14 protein-coding genes and 3 rRNA genes are annotated in these 18,574 nt (G+C 47.9%); all 17 read right to left on the reverse strand.

The window, feature by feature from the left end; translation table 11 throughout:
• Window positions 1-2 precede the first annotated feature (2 nt).
• Window positions 3-118 (reverse strand): 5S ribosomal RNA (gene rrf, locus ACVC9U_RS19070).
• A gap of 136 nt (window positions 119-254) precedes the next feature.
• A 23S ribosomal RNA gene (locus ACVC9U_RS19075) occupies window positions 255-3,184 on the reverse strand.
• 174 nt (window positions 3,185-3,358) lie between these two features.
• A 16S ribosomal RNA gene (locus tag ACVC9U_RS19080) occupies window positions 3,359-4,908 on the reverse strand.
• Together the 16S, 23S and 5S rRNA genes form the textbook arrangement of a ribosomal RNA operon.
• Before the next feature lie 295 nt (window positions 4,909-5,203).
• Window positions 5,204-6,703 carry a lysine--tRNA ligase gene (lysS, locus tag ACVC9U_RS19085; RefSeq protein WP_441391389.1) on the reverse strand — a complete coding sequence of 500 codons (1,500 nt, stop codon included), beginning with the start codon at window positions 6,701-6,703 and terminating at the stop codon, window positions 5,204-5,206.
• 84 nt (window positions 6,704-6,787) lie between these two features.
• Window positions 6,788-7,789 (reverse strand): tRNA dihydrouridine synthase DusB, encoded by a 1,002-nt coding sequence (gene dusB, locus ACVC9U_RS19090; RefSeq protein ID WP_441391390.1) that lies wholly within the window; start codon window positions 7,787-7,789, stop codon window positions 6,788-6,790.
• 16 nt (window positions 7,790-7,805) lie between these two features.
• On the reverse strand, window positions 7,806-8,015 hold the full coding sequence (locus tag ACVC9U_RS19095; protein WP_003178262.1) for a helix-turn-helix domain-containing protein: 210 nt from the start codon (window positions 8,013-8,015) through the stop codon (window positions 7,806-7,808).
• A complete protein-coding gene (folK, locus tag ACVC9U_RS19100; RefSeq protein ID WP_003178260.1) occupies window positions 7,967-8,467 on the reverse strand; it encodes a 2-amino-4-hydroxy-6-hydroxymethyldihydropteridine diphosphokinase in 501 nt (166 codons plus the stop codon). The genes ACVC9U_RS19095 and folK overlap by 49 nt, the downstream gene beginning before the upstream one ends.
• Window positions 8,464-8,826, reverse strand: a complete 363-nt coding sequence (gene folB, locus ACVC9U_RS19105; protein WP_025805876.1) for a dihydroneopterin aldolase — start codon at window positions 8,824-8,826, stop codon at window positions 8,464-8,466. The genes folK and folB overlap by 4 nt, the downstream gene beginning before the upstream one ends.
• Window positions 8,819-9,676 (reverse strand): dihydropteroate synthase, encoded by an 858-nt coding sequence (gene folP / locus ACVC9U_RS19110; protein WP_003178255.1) that lies wholly within the window; start codon window positions 9,674-9,676, stop codon window positions 8,819-8,821. Before folP ends, folB begins: the two co-directional genes overlap by 8 nt.
• A gap of 12 nt (window positions 9,677-9,688) precedes the next feature.
• The gene (gene pabC / locus ACVC9U_RS19115) at window positions 9,689-10,549 is read right to left on the reverse strand and encodes an aminodeoxychorismate lyase (protein ID WP_441391391.1); all 861 of its coding nucleotides are present in this window, start codon (window positions 10,547-10,549) and stop codon (window positions 9,689-9,691) included.
• Entirely contained in the window at window positions 10,546-11,130 is a 585-nt protein-coding gene (gene pabA, locus ACVC9U_RS19120) for an aminodeoxychorismate/anthranilate synthase component II (RefSeq protein WP_003178252.1), read from the reverse strand. Before pabA ends, pabC begins: the two co-directional genes overlap by 4 nt.
• On the reverse strand, window positions 11,127-12,560 hold the full coding sequence (locus tag ACVC9U_RS19125; protein WP_003178250.1) for an anthranilate synthase component I family protein: 1,434 nt from the start codon (window positions 12,558-12,560) through the stop codon (window positions 11,127-11,129). Before ACVC9U_RS19125 ends, pabA begins: the two co-directional genes overlap by 4 nt.
• Window positions 12,561-12,756: 196 nt before the next feature.
• Entirely contained in the window at window positions 12,757-13,680 is a 924-nt protein-coding gene (cysK, locus tag ACVC9U_RS19130; RefSeq protein WP_003178247.1) for a cysteine synthase A, read from the reverse strand.
• 75 nt (window positions 13,681-13,755) lie between these two features.
• Window positions 13,756-14,646, reverse strand: coding sequence for a peptidyl-prolyl cis-trans isomerase (locus ACVC9U_RS19135; protein WP_003178246.1), 891 nt, complete (start codon window positions 14,644-14,646; stop codon window positions 13,756-13,758).
• Window positions 14,647-14,698: 52 nt separating this feature from the next.
• Window positions 14,699-15,568 (reverse strand): Hsp33 family molecular chaperone HslO, encoded by an 870-nt coding sequence (gene hslO / locus ACVC9U_RS19140; protein ID WP_003178244.1) that lies wholly within the window; start codon window positions 15,566-15,568, stop codon window positions 14,699-14,701.
• An 11-nt stretch (window positions 15,569-15,579) separates the two neighbouring features.
• On the reverse strand, window positions 15,580-16,356 hold the full coding sequence (locus ACVC9U_RS19145; protein WP_003178242.1) for a type III pantothenate kinase: 777 nt from the start codon (window positions 16,354-16,356) through the stop codon (window positions 15,580-15,582).
• Window positions 16,357-16,558: 202 nt separating this feature from the next.
• Window positions 16,559-18,478 (reverse strand): ATP-dependent zinc metalloprotease FtsH, encoded by a 1,920-nt coding sequence (gene ftsH, locus ACVC9U_RS19150; protein ID WP_003178238.1) that lies wholly within the window; start codon window positions 18,476-18,478, stop codon window positions 16,559-16,561.
• Window positions 18,479-18,574: the final 96 nt, after the last annotated feature.

Below are 18,574 nucleotides of genomic sequence, written 5' to 3' on the forward strand. Positions count from 1 at the left end.
CAGCTTGGCGGCGTCCTACTCTCACAGGGGGAAGCCCCCAACTACCATCGGCGCTGAAGAGCTTAACTTCCGTGTTCGGCATGGGAACGGGTGTGACCTCTTCGCTATCGCCACCAAACTATTTGCCTTCAGGACGAAGGTACTGGGCGTTCCTCACAGGATGTGAGGGCTTTTAGCCGAGTTTCCTTGCCTTTGGCTTTCTGAGAGGTGTTCTCTCAAAACTAGATAACGGTCAGACGATTCACAAAAGTATTTAGGTTAAGTCCTCGATCGATTAGTATCTGTCAGCTCCATGTGTCGCCACACTTCCACCTCAGACCTATCAACCTGATCATCTTTCAGGGATCTTACTTCCTTGCGGAATGGGAAATCTCATCTTGAGGGGGGCTTCATGCTTAGATGCTTTCAGCACTTATCCCGTCCGCACATAGCTACCCAGCGATGCCCTTGGCAGAACAACTGGTACACCAGCGGTGCGTCCATCCCGGTCCTCTCGTACTAAGGACAGCTCCTCTCAAATTTCCTGCGCCCGCGACGGATAGGGACCGAACTGTCTCACGACGTTCTGAACCCAGCTCGCGTACCGCTTTAATGGGCGAACAGCCCAACCCTTGGGACCGACTACAGCCCCAGGATGCGATGAGCCGACATCGAGGTGCCAAACCTCCCCGTCGATGTGGACTCTTGGGGGAGATAAGCCTGTTATCCCCGGGGTAGCTTTTATCCGTTGAGCGATGGCCCTTCCATGCGGAACCACCGGATCACTAAGCCCGACTTTCGTCCCTGCTCGACTTGTAGGTCTCGCAGTCAAGCTCCCTTGTGCCTTTACACTCTGCGAATGATTTCCAACCATTCTGAGGGAACCTTTGGGCGCCTCCGTTACCTTTTAGGAGGCGACCGCCCCAGTCAAACTGCCCACCTGACACTGTCTCCCTGCCCGATAAGGGCAGCGGGTTAGAAGGTCAATACAGCCAGGGTAGTATCCCACCGATGCCTCCACCGAAGCTGGCGCTCCGGTTTCCAAGGCTCCTACCTATCCTGTACAAGCTGTACCAACATTCAATATCAGGCTGCAGTAAAGCTCCACGGGGTCTTTCCGTCCTGTCGCGGGTAACCTGCATCTTCACAGGTACTATAATTTCACCGAGTCTCTCGTTGAGACAGTGCCCAGATCGTTGCGCCTTTCGTGCGGGTCGGAACTTACCCGACAAGGAATTTCGCTACCTTAGGACCGTTATAGTTACGGCCGCCGTTTACTGGGGCTTCAATTCGCACCTTCGCTTACGCTAAGCGCTCCTCTTAACCTTCCAGCACCGGGCAGGCGTCAGCCCCTATACTTCGCCTTACGGCTTCGCAGAGACCTGTGTTTTTGCTAAACAGTCGCCTGGGCCTATTCACTGCGGCTCTCTCGGGCTTGCACCCTAACAGAGCACCCCTTCTCCCGAAGTTACGGGGTCATTTTGCCGAGTTCCTTAACGAGAGTTCTCTCGAACACCTTAGGATTCTCTCCTCGCCTACCTGTGTCGGTTTGCGGTACGGGCACCTCTCACCTCGCTAGAGGCTTTTCTTGGCAGTGTGGAATCAGGAACTTCGCTACTATATTTCGCTCGCCATCACAGCTCAGCCTTATGGGAAACGGATTTGCCTATTTCCCAGCCTAACTGCTTGGACGCGGATATCCAATACCGCGCTTACCCTATCCTCCTGCGTCCCCCCATTGCTCAAATGGTGAGGAGGTGGTACAGGAATATCAACCTGTTGTCCATCGCCTACGCCTTTCGGCCTCGGCTTAGGTCCCGACTAACCCTGAGCGGACGAGCCTTCCTCAGGAAACCTTAGGCATTCGGTGGAGGGGATTCTCACCCCTCTTTCGCTACTCATACCGGCATTCTCACTTCTAAGCGCTCCACGAGTCCTTCCGGTCTCGCTTCACAGCCCTTAGAACGCTCTCCTACCACTGTTCGTAAGAACAGTCCGCAGCTTCGGTGATACGTTTAGCCCCGGTACATTTTCGGCGCAGAGTCACTCGACCAGTGAGCTATTACGCACTCTTTAAATGGTGGCTGCTTCTAAGCCAACATCCTGGTTGTCTAAGCAACTCCACATCCTTTTCCACTTAACGTATACTTTGGGACCTTAGCTGGCGGTCTGGGCTGTTTCCCTTTCGACTACGGATCTTATCACTCGCAGTCTGACTCCCAAGGATAAGTCTTTGGCATTCGGAGTTTGACTGAATTCGGTAACCCGGTAGGGGCCCCTAGTCCAATCAGTGCTCTACCTCCAAGACTCTTACCTTGAGGCTAGCCCTAAAGCTATTTCGGAGAGAACCAGCTATCTCCAGGTTCGATTGGCATTTCACCCCTACCCACACCTCATCCCCGCACTTTTCAACGTGCGTGGGTTCGGGCCTCCATTCAGTGTTACCTGAACTTCACCCTGGACATGGGTAGATCACCTGGTTTCGGGTCTACGACCACGTACTCATGCGCCCTATTCAGACTCGCTTTCGCTGCGGCTCCGTCTTTTCAAACTTAACCTTGCACGGGATCGTAACTCGCCGGTTCATTCTACAAAAGGCACGCCATCACCCGTTAACGGGCTCTGACTACTTGTAGGCACACGGTTTCAGGATCTCTTTCACTCCCCTTCCGGGGTGCTTTTCACCTTTCCCTCACGGTACTGGTTCACTATCGGTCACTAGGGAGTATTTAGCCTTGGGAGATGGTCCTCCCGGATTCCGACGGAATTTCACGTGTTCCGCCGTACTCAGGATCCACTCAGGAGAGAACGAAGTTTTGACTACAGGGCTGTTACCTCCTATGGCGGGCCTTTCCAGACCTCTTCATCTACCTCGTTCTTTTGTAACTCCGTACAGAGTGTCCTACAACCCCAAGAGGCAAGCCTCTTGGTTTGGGCTAATCCCGTTTCGCTCGCCGCTACTCAGGGAATCGCATTTGCTTTCTCTTCCTCCGGGTACTTAGATGTTTCAGTTCCCCGGGTCTGCCTTCTCATATCCTATGAATTCAGATATGGATACTGCTCCATTACGAGCAGTGGGTTTCCCCATTCGGAAATCTCCGGATCAAAGCTTGCTTACAGCTCCCCGAAGCATATCGGTGTTCGTCCCGTCCTTCATCGGCTCCTAGTGCCAAGGCATCCACCGTGCGCCCTTTCTAACTTAACCGTTAAAAAGAATCACTACGTGATATCTTGCATTACAATTGAATGTGAATGTCTACTTTCGTTATCTAGTTTTCAAAGAACACGTTTTGAAGGAATGATCCTTCAAAACTAAACAAGATCTAAACGCACCTGTCTATAAGACCGCAAGGTCTTATATTCCGTATAATATCCTTAGAAAGGAGGTGATCCAGCCGCACCTTCCGATACGGCTACCTTGTTACGACTTCACCCCAATCATCTGTCCCACCTTCGGCGGCTGGCTCCAAAAGGTTACCTCACCGACTTCGGGTGTTACAAACTCTCGTGGTGTGACGGGCGGTGTGTACAAGGCCCGGGAACGTATTCACCGCGGCATGCTGATCCGCGATTACTAGCGATTCCAGCTTCACGCAGTCGAGTTGCAGACTGCGATCCGAACTGAGAACAGATTTGTGGGATTGGCTTAGCCTCGCGGCTTCGCTGCCCTTTGTTCTGCCCATTGTAGCACGTGTGTAGCCCAGGTCATAAGGGGCATGATGATTTGACGTCATCCCCACCTTCCTCCGGTTTGTCACCGGCAGTCACCTTAGAGTGCCCAACTGAATGCTGGCAACTAAGATCAAGGGTTGCGCTCGTTGCGGGACTTAACCCAACATCTCACGACACGAGCTGACGACAACCATGCACCACCTGTCACTCTGCCCCCGAAGGGGAAGCCCTATCTCTAGGGTTGTCAGAGGATGTCAAGACCTGGTAAGGTTCTTCGCGTTGCTTCGAATTAAACCACATGCTCCACCGCTTGTGCGGGCCCCCGTCAATTCCTTTGAGTTTCAGTCTTGCGACCGTACTCCCCAGGCGGAGTGCTTAATGCGTTTGCTGCAGCACTAAAGGGCGGAAACCCTCTAACACTTAGCACTCATCGTTTACGGCGTGGACTACCAGGGTATCTAATCCTGTTCGCTCCCCACGCTTTCGCGCCTCAGCGTCAGTTACAGACCAGAGAGTCGCCTTCGCCACTGGTGTTCCTCCACATCTCTACGCATTTCACCGCTACACGTGGAATTCCACTCTCCTCTTCTGCACTCAAGTTCCCCAGTTTCCAATGACCCTCCCCGGTTGAGCCGGGGGCTTTCACATCAGACTTAAGAAACCGCCTGCGCGCGCTTTACGCCCAATAATTCCGGACAACGCTTGCCACCTACGTATTACCGCGGCTGCTGGCACGTAGTTAGCCGTGGCTTTCTGGTTAGGTACCGTCAAGGTACCGCCCTATTCGAACGGTACTTGTTCTTCCCTAACAACAGAGTTTTACGATCCGAAAACCTTCATCACTCACGCGGCGTTGCTCCGTCAGACTTTCGTCCATTGCGGAAGATTCCCTACTGCTGCCTCCCGTAGGAGTCTGGGCCGTGTCTCAGTCCCAGTGTGGCCGATCACCCTCTCAGGTCGGCTACGCATCGTTGCCTTGGTGAGCCGTTACCTCACCAACTAGCTAATGCGCCGCGGGTCCATCTGTAAGTGGTAGCTAAAAGCCACCTTTTATAATTGAACCATGCGGTTCAATCAAGCATCCGGTATTAGCCCCGGTTTCCCGGAGTTATCCCAGTCTTACAGGCAGGTTACCCACGTGTTACTCACCCGTCCGCCGCTGACCTAAGGGAGCAAGCTCCCGTCGGTCCGCTCGACTTGCATGTATTAGGCACGCCGCCAGCGTTCGTCCTGAGCCAGGATCAAACTCTCCATGAAGTTTGATAATGACTACGCACAATAAATGTGCGATTTATTTAATGAATTAACAGGTACGTTTTGTCTTGTTTAGTTTTCAAAGATCATTATTAAAGCGACTTTTATATTATATCCAATATCGGATATTAAGTCAAGAACTTTTTTTAAGTTCTTTTTTTCTTTCGCCGCCGTTTTGCGGCAACGAATAATAATATACCACCGTATTTATGATTGTGCAATACTTTTTTGAGAAAAAATTTAATTTGTTTTAAATGGGCAGCAGCCGCTTGTTACGCGGCTGCTGCGCAAACGTCATTTAACGATGTCTCATTTGCGGGAATAGTAAAACGTCCCTGATTGAAGGAGAATTCGTCAAAAGCATAATCAGTCTGTCAATGCCGATTCCAAGACCGCCGGTAGGAGGCATTCCGTACTCCAGTGCTTCGACAAAGTCTTCATCCATCATATGCGCTTCATCGTTTCCTTCTTCACGTTCTTTTAATTGCGCTTCAAAGCGTTCTTTTTGGTCGATAGGATCATTTAATTCAGTAAATGCATTCGCGTGTTCACGGCCTACGATAAACAGCTCAAAACGGTCTGTAAATCGAGGGTCTTCAGGGTTTTTCTTAGCAAGCGGAGAAATCTCCACAGGGTGTCCGTATATAAAAGTAGGCTGAATCAACGTTTCTTCAACTTTTTGCTCGAAGAACTCATTAATGATATGTCCTACTGACATGCTTTCAGAAATTTCAATTCCGTGTTCTTTCGCGAATGCTCTTGCTTCTTCTACCGATACTTCTTTCCAGAAGTCTACACCGGTGGCTTCTTTAACAGCATCGACCATATGGAGTCTCTTCCATTCAGGCTTGAGGTCGACTTCATAATCTCCATATTGAACGGTCGTAGTGCCGAGCACTTCTTGTGCAATATGAGCAATGAGATTTTCCGTCAATCTCATAATATCCTTATAGTCAGCATAAGCTTCGTAAAGTTCGATCATCGTAAATTCAGGATTGTGCCGTGTGGAGACCCCTTCATTTCGGAATACACGTCCGATTTCATAGACTTTTTCCAACCCGCCGACGATCAGCCTTTTCAAATGGAGCTCGATAGCGATCCTCATGTAAAGCGGCATATCCAGCGCATTATGATGTGTAATGAACGGACGGGCAGATGCGCCACCCGGAATCGCGTGCATCGTAGGCGTTTCAACTTCTAAGTATCCGTGGTCATCTAAGTATCTTCTCATGGATTGAATGATTTTGCTTCGTGTAATAAACGTATTTTTGCTTTCCGGATTTACGATCAAATCCAAATAACGCTGACGGTAGCGCTGCTCGATGTCCTTTAATCCATGATATTTGTCCGGAAGCGGACGAAGGGCTTTTGTCAATAAATCAAAAGATGTTGCTTTTACAGACAATTCGCCTACATTCGTTTTAAACATGACGCCTGTAACGCCGACGATGTCCCCGAGGTCAGAGCTTTTAAACCATTCGTACTGCTCTTCACCGACACTGTCTTTTCTGACATAGATCTGAATCTGGCCCTTTAAATCCTGAATATGCGCGAATCCCGCTTTCCCTTTTCCGCGCTTTGTCATCATCCGGCCGGCAATCGTTACTTCAATTGCTTTTTCCTCTAATTCTTCTTTTGAGAATTCATTATACGACTCAATGAGATCAGTTGATTGATGGGTGCGATCAAAACGCTGTCCGAAAGGATCTTTTCCGCTTTCTCTCAACTGATTCATTTTATCGCGTCTGACTTGCAGCTGGTCGTTTAATTCTTCATGGTTATGCTCTTCATGGCTCATCATATATCACTCCGTTACTTTTAGTCTTTCAGGAAAAAAGCAGAAAAACTGCCAGTGAAAACTGGCAGTGAGCAGAGGTCGGATTTATCCTACTTTTGCATCCTGAAGCTCTTTTGCCTCGGCTTCAATCGTAAACGCGTCTAAAAGCTGAACGAGCTCATCTCTCGTTTCGCAATGGTTGATTTCATTCCGGACCTTTGCGTTTCCTCTTATGCCTTTTAGATACCAGGCTGCGTGCTTTCTCATTTCGCGAACCGCAACATTTTCGCCTTTCAGCACGATTAATCGGTCAAGGTGAAGTTTGCAGACAGAAATTTTCTCACGCACTTTCGGCTCATCTTTCAATTCGCCTGTTTCCAAATAGTGAACCGTACGGTAAATCATCCACGGGTTACCCAGCGCTGCACGGCCGATCATGACGCCGTCCACCCCTGTTTCATCAAGCATGCGTTTTGCATCTTGCGGAGTTTTGACATCACCGTTTCCGATTACAGGGATTGAAACGGACTGCTTCACTTCTTTGATAATATCCCAGTTCGCCGTTCCTTCGTACATTTGCACGCGGGTCCGTCCGTGAAGAGCGACCGCTTTTCCGCCTGCTCGTTCTACAGCTCTCGCATTCTCAACAGCAAAGATATGGTCTTCGTCCCAACCCATTCTCATTTTCACGGTCACAGGCTTGTCAACAGCCTCCACGACAGCTGAAACCATTTCATAAATTTTATTCGGATCAAGCAGCCATTTGGCTCCTGCATCACATTTTGTGATCTTTGGCACTGGACATCCCATGTTTATATCAATAATATCCGCAGTTGTGTTTTGGTCAACAAACTTCGCCGCTTCGACAAGCGTTTCTTTTTCTCCGCCGAAGATCTGCAGGCTGAGCGGTTTTTCACGTTCATCGATATAAAGCATTCCCATCGTTTTCGCATTATTGTAAAGGATCGCCTTATCGCTGACCATTTCGGCGCAGACCAAACCCGCTCCGAATTCCTTAACCGTCAAGCGGAAGGCTGAGTTGCAGACACCGGCCATCGGCGCGAGCACAACCCTGTTTTTTAATTCTATATCACCGATTTTAAACATTTTTAGTCCTCCTTTCTTATTCTTCTGATGGAGATAGTTCCTCCACTGTTATATTTAAAGTATTGGCTACATCCCTGAGCATGCTCTCCGTCGGCATACGATTCCCGCGTTCTACTTCACCAAGCACAGAAACGGATATACCCAATGCTTTGGCAAACCCTTCTTGAGTATAACCCTTCAGCTTTCGATATGCACGAATTCGTCTACCCCAGATTTCTGCTTCCATACTCTTACACCTTCTTGATTTTTTGCATGATTGACAGCTCCCTCAAGATCCGGATAAATCTCCAGCAGCGGGATGAGTACAAACAAACGTTCATGCATTCTAGGATGAGGAACGATAAGTTGCTCTGTCTCAATATTTTCACGATTATACAACAAAATGTCAAGGTCTGCAGTCCTCGGCCCCCATCTAATGTCGCGTTTGCGGCCGAGTTCTTTTTCAATACGCTGAGTCAAATCGAGCAATTCAAACGGTGAAAGAGATGTTTTAACAGCTGCAGCCATGTTTAAAAATAGATCTTGGTCTGTATAACCGACAGGATCAGTTTCGTAAATTGACGAGATGTCTGTCACCTCTACAGACGGATGTTGATGGAGGAGAGAGACAGCTTTTTTTAAATATTCTTCCCGCCGGCCGATATTCGAGCCGAGCGCTATATATGCCGTGTTGTTCATTTTCGCTTTCTCGTCATCTCGATGGCCACCGATTTATAGTGACCAGGTATAGGAGGATCAGGCTTGACGACTTTAACCGTACATTCCTGAACCGCTTCAAAATTCTCCAGCACTTGTGCGGCAATCGTTTCCGCGAGGGTCTCCACAAGGTTGACCGGCTCTCCCTCCACAACCTCTTTGCACAGCTTATACAGCTCTGCATAATTAATGGTGGCCTCAATATTATCCGTTTTCCCGGCTTCGCTTAAATCTAGAAATGCTGTCAGATCAACGCGGAATCTCTGGCCGAGTTTGTTTTCTTCTTTGAAAACACCGTGATATCCGTAAAACTCCATGCCCTCTACATGCACTTTATCGATGATAAACGCCTCCTTTATCAATCATGGCATCCATCATTTTTGCCATCCTGGAGATTTGCTTGACGTCATGCACCCTGACGATATCGCACCCCTTTTGAATACCGAGGCATACTGTCGCCCCCGTGCCTTCCGCTCTTTCTTCAGGCGGCAGATCCAGGACTCGGCCGATAAATTTTTTTCGTGACGTCCCCAATAAAACCGGGTATCCCGGTTCGCTGAACTTCTCGAGCTGATTCATGACCGCCAAATTGTCATGATACGTTTTGGCAAAGCCGATGCCGGGATCAAGTACGATGTGATGATCCTGAACGCCTGCTGATTTTGCAATGCTCACACATTCCATCAAATCAGACAGCATGTCCGGGATCAAATCCTTATAATTCCGTTCCTCGCGGTTATGCATCAAGATAATCGGCACATTATGAGCGGCCGCAACTCGGGCCATGTCAGGATCTGCTTTTGCTCCCCAGACATCATTGATGATGGCTGCACCGGCCTTAATGGCTTCATCTGCCACTTGCGCTTTATAAGTGTCAACGGAAATCGGGACGTCGATTTCCTGAACAAGTTTTTCAATTACAGGTATGACTCTTGACAGCTCTTCATCAAGAGAAACCTTTTCCGCCCCCGGCCTCGTCGATTCTCCTCCGATATCAAGGATATGGGCGCCGTCTTCGATCATTTGTTTTGCATGAATGACGGCGCGATCGATGCTGTTATATTTTCCGCCGTCTGAAAAAGAATCGGGCGTCACATTTAAAATTCCCATGATCAATGTTTTATCTTCATAAGACAACGTGTATTGCTTTGCGATCAGTTGCTTTGAACGCACCGCTGTTTGAAGCGCCATATCCTTCACCCTTTAACTCAAATATTCTTTTGCTGCTTTCCTATCATTAGTGTATGCCTCTTGCAGACGTTTCGACAAATTTCCATCCTTTCCCGGAAATTCAGTGCTGCCGATTCTCCGGAATGGAACGATTTCCTGAACGGAATTGGTCATCCATGCTTCGTCCGCAAAGAGAAGCTCTTCCAAGGGGTATACCCCCTCTATGACTTCGATTCCCATATCTGCAAGGCGCTCGATGACGTAGCGGCGTGTGACACCGCCTAATATGCCGGTATCAAGAGAAGGTGTATACACACAACCGTCTTTTTGCCAAAAAATATTGGAAATGATCCCTTCGGCTACAGCTCCTCCTTCGGTAAGAAAAATCCCTTCTTTGGCAGCGTCGGATCCGAGCTCCCTTTTTCCGAACAAATTATTTAAAAAGTGATGTGATTTCAAGCGGAACGGACCTTCTGGCGTATTGCGGCGGACCTGTAAGATGACGCCCTCCTTTTCAACCGGAACCGATGCAGGATGAAAAGGATTCATCATCACCATAACACCGGGTTTTTTGTATGAATCAGGAAAAAGGCCTGAGCCGCCGGGACCGGCAGATATATTTAACCGGACCTTGGCATCCATATTCGGGGGCTGATTCAACTGAAGCAGCCTGTCAAGAATGGCAAGCACTTCGCTTTTTGTCAGCTCAAGCTCAATTTTCAGCTGTTCCAAAGCGTTGTTCAATCTGTCCATATGCCAGTCTAAAAGGAAGGGCTTCCCTTCATAAAGCCGGAACGTTTCGAATACCCCGACTCCGTATAAAAAACCATGGTCAAAAGGAGAAAGTCTTGCTTCCTCCTCCTTTACATACTGACCGTTTAGGTAAATGATCATGCGTTCACTTTCTTTCGGTAAGTCTCAATAAAATTCTTCAGCATCTCTTTTCCGTAAGCGGTCATAATCGACTCTGGATGGAACTGAACGCCTTCAACCGGCAGTTCTTTATGCCTGATGGCCATAATCTCCCCTTCTTCCGTCCAAGCCGATGTCTCAAAACAATCGGGCAGTGTATCCGGTTTGACGATCAAAGAATGATACCTCGTGGCCGTGAGCGGATGTTCCAGGCCTTTAAAAACCGTCAGCCCGTCGTGCGAAATCTCGGAAGTTTTCCCATGCATTAGCCGCTCTGCCCTGACGACATCGCCGCCGAAAACCTGGGCGATCGACTGGTGTCCGAGGCAAACCCCGAAAATCGGTATCTTCCCGGCAAAATGGCGGATCGCTTCAAGGCTGATCCCGGCCTCATCCGGACTGCAAGGCCCGGGAGAAATCATCAAAAAGTCAGGCGACATGTCCTCTATTTCCTGAAGGGTGATCTCATCGTTCCGCTTGACGACCAACTCCTCGCCAAGCTCGCCTAAATACTGAACCAAGTTGTACGTAAACGAATCGTAATTGTCGATCATTAGAATCATATCTCAGCTCTCCTCTGCTCTTTTTTCTCTTCTTCACTCAACTGCAGCGCCTTTTTCATCGCCAGGGCCTTTTTAATTGACTCTTTATATTCATGCCTAGGATTTGAATCGATGACGATTCCCGCTCCCGACTGCATGAACGCCTGGCCCGCTTTCACATAAATCGTTCGGATGACGATATTAAAGTGCATATCCTGATTATATCCGAACCACCCTATAGAACCAGTATAAAGCCCCCGTCTCGTTGGCTCAAGCTCCTCAATAATTTCCATCGTTCTGACTTTCGGCGCTCCGGTGATCGTACCTCCGGGAAACACGGCATGGATGACATCAACGGCATCGCATTCATCCCTTAGTTCACCGCACACATTTGAGACAATATGCATGACGTGGGAATACTTCTCAATCACCATGAATTCATCGACCCGGACCGAACCGTACTTGGAGACCCTGCCGAGGTCATTACGCTCTAAATCAACGAGCATCACATGTTCGGCGCGCTCTTTTTCATTCATGATCAATTCGTTCGCGAGCGCTTCATCCTCCGCTTCATCCGCCCCGCGGGATCGCGTTCCGGCAATCGGCCTTGTTTCAAGCCTGGTGCCCTTTTTCTTAATGAGCAGTTCAGGCGACCCGCAGATGATTTGAAAATCCGGGGTTTCCAAGTAGGCCATGTACGGCGAAGGGTTGATTTCTCTTAACATCTTATACACCTCATAAGGAGGCGCAGAAAGGCGCTCCGACTGGCGAACAGAAAGATTCACCTGAAATACGTCACCGCTTGCGATGTATTGCTTCACTTTCTCAACAGCCTGAGAAAAGCCGGCTTCTGTAAATGAGGCCGCGAATGCCGGGCCTTTGTTATCATTCGGCTGATGACCTCCAGCGGCCTTCGGATGTTCCGTCTTCCACATTTGCTCAAGCCTGTCCAATTTCTCTTCCGCAGCGGCCGGCGTTTCTTCATCAGTGTGGGTAATCACCCAAAGCTGCTGCTGCTCATGGTCATAGACGGCTATATCATCAAATACGAGAAAGAATAAATCCGGCGTTTGCAGATCATCAATAGACAGGATTTTGAATTTCTCAATATACCGGGCATAGTCATAGCTAAGAAAACCGACAGCCCCGCCCTGAAAGTCGGGAAAATCTGCAACTGTCTCCGTTTTCAGCGTTTCAAACCATTGAGAAAACTGCAGAAACGGATCCCCCTCTTTGAATATGACGTCCCCTTTATATTGAATCGTCGTGATACCGTCTTTCCCTTTCGCTATTGCGACAGGGTCGAGTCCGGCTATGCTGTATTCTCCGCCTCTCGCGCTTTCCAGCAGAACGTGGTATTCTTTTCCTTTCGATAGGCTTTCATATTGCTGCAAAAACTGTTGATTGGAAAATGGGAACGCTCTGGCTACAGGCCTTCGTTGTCTCATCATATCATTCCTCTGCCGTTAGTCTAATGTCCTTATTGTAATGCATATCTTTTTTCTAGGAAAAGAGAATTTCATTTCCAATACAGAAAAAAGCCCTTGAGCATGTTCACTCAAGGACACCGAGCTTTTAAAAGGGCTGCGCTCCATGACAAACAAAAGGCCGCCGACATCGTCGGCAGCCTCCTGTTTCAGCTGGAGCCTATTCAAATTGGTAAAGAGGCGTGCTTAAGTATCTCTCTCCGTTACTAGGAAGCACAGCGAGAACTTTTTTGCCTTTTCCAAGCTTTTTAGCAACTTGAAGAGCAGCACAGATGGCTGCGCCTGAAGAAATTCCTCCGAGAATTCCTTCCTCTCTCGCCGCTTTACGGGCAAATTCAAAGGCTTCTTCGTTTTTCACTGTGATGATTTCATCGTAAATTTCCGTATTCAAGATTTTCGGAACGAATCCCGCTCCGATTCCCTGAATTTTGTGCGGCCCTGGTTTTCCTCCGGAAAGAACAGGAGAATCAGTCGGTTCCACCGCGAAAATCTTGATGGACGGATTTTTTTCTTTCAGAACTTCTCCGGCACCCGTTATCGTTCCGCCGGTTCCGATACCTGCAATGAAAGCATCTAAACCGTCTCCGAATTGTTCAGCGATTTCTTTTCCCGTCGTGCGGCGGTGAACTTCTGCGTTCGCAGGGTTGTTAAATTGCTGAGGCATAAAATAGCCGTGTTCCTCAGCCAGTTCTTCCGCTTTTTTAATCGCGCCTTTCATTCCCTCAGCACCTGGAGTCAGCACAAGCTCAGCTCCATATGCACGCAGAAGGTTGCGGCGCTCAGAACTCATTGTATCAGGCATAACAAGAATCGCTTTGATGCCTTTCGCTGCAGCGACCATGGCAAGTCCGATTCCTGTATTTCCGCTTGTCGGTTCAATCAGTGTATCTCCTTCTTTCAGAAGGCCTTTCTCTTCAGCGTCTTCTATCATAGCAAGCGCAATCCGGTCTTTTACGCTGCTTCCAGGGTTCATATACTCCAGTTTCACATATACTTCAGCACTGTCTTCATCAACTAGTCGATTTAATTTAACGACAGGTGTATTTCCGATTAAGTCATAAACAGAGTTTGCAACGCGAACCATTTGAACACCTCAATTTCCGAGTAATTTTATTGGGATTATATCTAATTTATCAATATCAAAATATTTTGTCAATCTTTATTTTTTATCGTCATAAAACCAAGACACTTTCGCATCTTTCCAGAGCGTCTTGACAGAAGCTTTATCGCCTAATTGATCCATCGCGATCTGCCTTCTGATTTGATTTTTCACTTCGCTGTAAGTGAAAGCTTGCCCCGGGAGCTTTTCTTTGAGCTGGATAATCGCATAGCCCTGGCTTGTTTTAATCGGTTCATCCACCCATTGATTTTCCTTTAGTTGTTCAGCTTTCTCCAAATATTCGGCCGGAACGTTTTCATGCTGATCATTGACGAAACCGAGGTCGCCGCCGTAAGGAGCCGTATACCGGTCAGTCGAGTGTTCGGCTGCGGCCGCTTCAAAACTGGACCCTTCCTTCAGTTCTTTAAGAACTTGTTCTGCTTCATCTTTATCTTTGACAACGATATGCTTGAGGCGATAAGAATCATCGAATTTATATAAGTCCTTATTTTTGTTATAGAATGACTTCAATTCGCTGTCAGAAATGACAATGTCTTTTGTCAGGAGCTCTTCAAGAAGAATATTATGCTTGATCTGCTCTTTCCATTCTTTTTCTGTTGTGTTTTCGTCTTCGTAGAAGGAATTGTATACAGCTTTAATCAGCAGAAATTCTCTTTCAATGTCATCATCAGACACTTTGATCTTGTTTTTTTCGGCCATTTGGGTAACTACGCGGTCGTTGATCATATCTTCAAGGGTTGATTTTCCGTAGCGCTCTTCCATTTCGCTCAGCCATTCTTCACGCGTGATGCCGTTTTTTCCGATATGGGCAATGACTTCTTGAGCTGACGATGAAGAAGCGGTCTGCGCTTTCGTCAGAACATACGCGATCACAATGCAATTGACGAAGATCGCACCTAAAATAATCGGCCAAAGTGTTCTCGATTTCAATATGGTGTCTCCCCTTTCCCCATTGTAAAAGACCCGCTACTGGATAGCGGGCTTATATTTCATCTCGAAGCGCTTCAAGCTCTTCCTTTGTAAACAGATACGTTTCATTGCAAAAATGGCATTGAGCCTCGGCTTGGCCATCTTCATCAATCATCTGTTGAATTTCATCCTTGCCAAGACCGATGATGCCTCTTGCGAAACGTTCTTTTGAACAATTGCATGTAAATCGGACAGGAACGGTTTCCAGTACTTCCGGTTCTTCTCCCAATACCGCAGCCAGCACTTCCTCAGGTGTCAAACCTTTCTGAATCAGCTTTGAAATTGGCTCCACTTGTGAAAGGTTTGTTTCAAGCTTCGTGATGGTTTCGTCGTCCGTTCCCGGCAGCAGCTGCAGGATAAATCCGCCTGCAGCTAAAATCGTATTGTCGGGGTTGACGAGCACCCCTACACCCACCGAAGAAGGAACCTGTTCAGAGGACACGAGATAATAAGTAAAATCCTCGCCGATTTCTCCGGAAACGATCTCAACCTGGCCTGTAAATAAATCGCGGAGACCGAGATCTTTTACTACGCTTAGCGTTCCTGACGTACCGACGGCTCTTCTGACGTCAAGTTTGCCGTGTTCATTTAAGTCGAAATGAACGTGCGGATTGGACACGTATCCCCTGACGTCTCCTTTTGCATTTCCGTCAGCGACAATCGCGCCGATCGGTCCGCCTCCTTCAATCTTAACGGTGAGCTTGTCTTCGCCTTTCAGCATGGCGCCGAGCATGACAGCCGCCGTCATCGTTCTTCCTAAAGCGGCGGAAGCGGTAGGCCATGTGTTATGCCTTCTTTGGGCTTCATGAATCGTTTCTGTTGTATTCGCTGCATATGCCCTCACTTTGCCGTCATATGCAATGGCTTTCACTAAATAATCCATACCTCATCCTCCTATACACTTTCAACACGATTCCGTTCATAAATGAGCTCTAGCCCCTTCAACGTAAGGAACGGGTCAACAATATCGATGCAGTCCGATTCGTCTGCAATCAAGGAAGCAAGGCCGCCCGTCGCTATGACTTTCGGATTTTTCTTGGACTGCCATTTCATCCGTTTGACAATGCCTTCAACCTGTCCGACATAGCCGTAAAGAATTCCGGACTGCATCGCGCTGACCGTACTTTTGCCGACTATATGATCAGGCCGTGCAATTTCAATTCTGGGAAGCTTGGCAGCTCTTGAATAAAGCGCTTCAGTTGAAATCGTGATGCCCGGCGCGATCGCACCGCCCATGTACTCCTTGCGCTCGTTAATATAACAGTACGTCGTAGCGGTTCCAAAATCAACGACAATCAGGGGGCTCCCATAGAGATGAATAGCCGCCACTGCATTTACAATCCGGTCTGCTCCGACTTCTTTCGGATTGTCGTATTTTATGTTTAATCCTGTTTTCATTCCCGGACCGACAATCTGAGGCTCGATCTGAAAATATTTGATACACATTCTTTCGAGGGAGAACATGATCGGTGGTACAACTGATGAAATAATAATCCCCTCGATCTGGTCAAACATCAGTCCGACATAATCAAATAAAGAACGAAGAAGCATGCCGAATTCGTCTTCCGTTTTATGGCGGCTTGTCTCAATCCGCCAATGATATTCGAGCTCTCCTTCGTGGTAGATGCCAAGGACGGTGTTTGTATTTCCTACATCTATAACAAGCAACATTCTGATCACCACTTTTGACTAGTTTCTCTTACTTGGACATAAAACATTCTACCATCATACAATACACGATGCCGATTCTGTTTGTAAACGAATCAAACCGGTGAGGAGAAAGATTTTCCAAAGCGGATTTTTTCAGCCATAAAAAAAGAAAACTGCCAAAAGCAGAGCTTGGCAGTTTTCCTGAAGAGACGAAAAAGCGTCATTACTCTTTTTCATCCTCGTTTTTCTCTTCGTCATCTCGTTTATTGATGTTGACTTTCACATCATCTGTCTTCTCCTGATCATCAGAGTATGTTCGATCAGGAAGTCTTCCGTGCTCAGACAAATGCTTGATTTGCTCAGCGTCGAGCGTTTCAACTTCCAGCAATGTTTGAGCGATCAGCTCAAGTTTGTCGCGATTTTCAGTAAGGATTGTTTTTGCACGTTCATAACATTCCTTAATGAAGCGCTGGATTTCTTTATCGATTTCATACGCAATCGCGTCGCTGTAGTTTTGGTCATTGTTGAAATCTCGACCCAAGAATACTTGCCCGCCTTGCGATTGTCCGAATTGAAGAGGACCGAGCTTTTCAGACATACCGAATTCGGTTACCATTCGTCTGGCAATGCCTGTAGCGCGCTGGAAGTCATTATGGGCGCCCGTGCTGACCTCGCCGAAGATGATTTCCTCAGCTACACGGCCTCCAAGCAAGCCGACAATCTTATCGAGAAGTTCGGGTTTGGTTTGGAAATAACGGTCTTCCTTAGGAAGCATGACGGCATATCCGCCTGCTTGGCCGCGCGGTACAATCGTTACTTTATGCACCATATCCGCCTCATCCAAGACAAGTCCGATAACGGTGTGTCCCGCCTCGTGATAAGCCACGATATTGCGTTCTTTTTTCGAGATCACCCTGCTTTTCTTTGCAGGTCCGGCGATGACGCGGTCTGTCGCTTCATCGATGTCTCGCATATCGATCTTTTTCTTATCTTGACGCGCCGCCACAAGAGCCGCTTCATTTAAAAGGTTTTCAAGGTCTGCACCCGAGAACCCTGGCGTCCGCATCGCGATCGCTTTTAGGTTTACGGATTCATCAAGAGGCTTGTTTCTTGCGTGTACTTGAAGTACAGCTTCACGGCCTTTGACATCCGGGCGGTCAACAGTAATTTGACGGTCAAAACGTCCCGGGCGCAGCAATGCAGGGTCTAAAATATCGGCGCGGTTTGTCGCAGCGATGATGATGATTCCTTCATTGGCGCTGAATCCGTCCATTTCAACAAGAAGCTGGTTGAGCGTCTGTTCACGTTCATCGTGACCTCCGCCAAGGCCTGCTCCCCGCTGGCGTCCGACAGCATCAATCTCATCGATGAAAATCAGACACGGCGCATTTTTCTTGGCGTTTTCAAACAAGTCGCGAACACGTGATGCACCAACCCCGACGAACATTTCAACGAAGTCAGATCCGCTGATGCTGAAGAAAGGCACCCCTGCTTCACCGGCACATGCTTTCGCCAGCAATGTTTTACCGGTACCCGGAGGTCCGACCAAAAGCACGCCTTTCGGAATTCTTGCACCGAGCTCGGCGAATTTGCGGGGATCCTTGAGGAAATCAACGACTTCCACAAGCTCTTGCTTTTCTTCATCCGCTCCTGCCACATCTTTGAATTTGACGCGTTTCTTTTCTTCTGTATAGAGCTTCGCCTTGCTTTTTCCAAAGTTCATAACACGGCTGCCGCCGCCTTGAGCCTGATTAAGCAGGAAGAAGAAAAGAATGAAGATAATAACAAAAGGGATGATGGTGGTAAAGAACGTCATCCATCCATTTGCTTCTTGCGCAGGTTCTATTTGTATCTTCGTTTTTTTCACTTGATCAATGATTTGATCTGCCCCTTTTCCTTCAGGAACATGGGTCAGGAAATACTGATCTTTCTCATAGGTCGTCAGCTGCCCCCGAACCTCGTACACACCCCTGACAGGCTGGATGGAGACATTTTCAACCTTCCCGTTTTCTAGGTTTGAAACAAAGTCACTATACGTCATATTTTCTGTTTTCGGATTTGCGGTTTGGAAGTAGCTCACAACTCCGATCACAACTAATAAAATAAGTAAATAAAAAATGGTATTACGGAAGACCCGATTCATTCCTTACCTCCTCCCACAGTAAGCACAACTATGTTCAATAGTATCATAGAAAATCGTTCCAATACAACAGATATCCCTTTCGCTGACAAGCCCGTA

It is taken from the genome of Bacillus sp. GM2 (genome assembly GCF_056155945.1).